Genomic DNA, 1,761 nt, shown 5'->3' with positions numbered 1-1,761 from the left:
CGCAGGGCCCACGGACAGATTTTCACACTTTCCAACCCCAGTGCACGCATGGCGGCCTCCGCCACCAGCGCGCCCGCCACCACCTGATGCGAGCGGTCGGAGCTGATGCCCTCCAACTCTGCCCTGTCCGCGGCCGTCATGCGGGAGATGAACGCGATCACCTGCCGCAGGCCCGCCGCCGTGAGGATCCGCTCCACGCGCGGCCCCTCCGACGACGGCGCCGCACCCGTGAGCCGGGCCAGCATCCGGAACGTCTTGGAGGTGGCGCACGCCAGATCGGGCTCGCCGGCGGCCCGGATCGCCCGGGCGGGTCCGTCGAGCTCGGCGTCGATGTAGTCGCGCAGCTGGTTGATGCGCTTGCGCTCGGGCGGATCGGTCTTGAACCAGTCGTGGGTGAGGCGGCCCGCGCCGAGCTGCAGGCTGTACGCCTGCTCCGGCAGCTCGTCCTCCCCGCTGGTCATCTCCAGCGATCCGCCGCCGATGTCGAGGTTGACGATCCGCCCGGCGCTCCACCCGTACCAGCGGCGGGCGGCGAGGAACGTCATCCGTGCCTCGTCCTCACCGGACAGCACGCGCAGCTCGATCCCGGTCTCCTCGGCGACCCGCGTGAGGACCTCGTCGGAGTTGGCCGCGTCGCGCACGGCCGAGGTGGCCAGCGCCATGACCTCACGGCACTTGGTGGCGCGCGCGAGTTCGGCGGCCTCGTTGACCGCGTCGATCAGCCGGGCGATGCCGGTGCGGGAGATGTTGTTGTTCTCGTCCAGGTACTCGATCAGCCGCAACCGGGTCTTGGAGTCGTTCATCGGGGTCGGGTGACCACCCCGGTGGGCATCGACCACCACGAAGTGGACCGTGTTACTGCCCACGTCCAGGACACCTAATCTCACACGACCACCCTAAACGGTCTACGGTCGCAGGTTGTGACCGCCACCGACCGCCCCTCGAACCCGGGTACCCCTCTGCCCGAGGTCCCCCTGGACTTCCCCCGCGAGTGGTACACCTTCCCCGACCCGGCGGATGCCGACCACCTCATCTCCGCGGACATGACCTGGCTGCTGTCCTCGTGGACGTGCGTCTTCGGCACCCCCGCGTGCCACGGCATCGAGGCGGGCCAGCCCGACTCCGGGTGCTGCACGCACGGCGCATTCCTCGCCGACGACTCCGACCGGCGCCGCCTGCGGGCCAACGTCGCGCTGCTCCGGCCCGAGGAGTGGCAGCACCGCGAGGCCGCCGAGCGCGCCGCGTCCGAGGAGGGGACCGTCCTCGAGTCGTGGCTCGAGGAGGACGAACTGACCGGCGACGACGGCGAGATGGAGCCCGCGCTCAGGACACGCCGCCTAGGCGGCCGATGCGTGTTCTTCAACGACGTCGGATGGCCCACCGGGTCGGGCTGCGCCCTGCACCACCTCGCCACGCGGACGGGGCGTAGCCTCCCCGAATCCAAACCCGACGTCTGTTGGCAGCTGCCGATCCGACTCACGCAGGACACCGAGACCCGCGCGGACGAGGTGGAGATCCTCCACACCCGTGTCGGCGAGTACGACCGCCGGGGCTGGGGCCCCGGCGGGCTCGACCTGGACTGGTACTGCACCGGCTCGCCCGAGGCGCACGTCGGCACCGAGCCCGTGTACGTCTCCCTGCGCGACGAGCTGGTCGAGCTCCTCGGCGCCGAGGCCTACGAGGTGCTCGCCGCGGCGTGCGGGCGCCGGCGGCAGCTGGGCATCGTGGCCGTGCACCCGGCGACCGAGCGCGCCGCCGGCG

2 protein-coding genes are annotated in these 1,761 nt (G+C 71.7%); one reads left to right on the top strand and one right to left on the bottom strand.

Annotated elements, in window-relative coordinates; translation table 11 throughout:
- On the bottom strand, window positions 1–887 hold an 887-nt coding region (locus G6030_RS13915), incomplete at its 3' end, for a Ppx/GppA family phosphatase (RefSeq protein ID WP_182643537.1).
- A 33-nt stretch (window positions 888–920) separates the two neighbouring features.
- Between G6030_RS13915 and G6030_RS13910 the strand changes: the two genes are divergently transcribed.
- The coding region (locus G6030_RS13910; RefSeq protein ID WP_182643536.1) for a hypothetical protein at window positions 921–1,761 on the top strand (841 nt) is incomplete at its 3' end.

It is taken from the genome of Dietzia sp. E1, assembly GCF_014145015.1.
Taxonomy (GTDB): domain Bacteria; phylum Actinomycetota; class Actinomycetes; order Mycobacteriales; family Mycobacteriaceae; genus Dietzia; species Dietzia cinnamea_A.
Note: the sequence above shows the minus strand (reverse complement) of the source record. Positions and strands in the feature narration are given on the sequence as shown.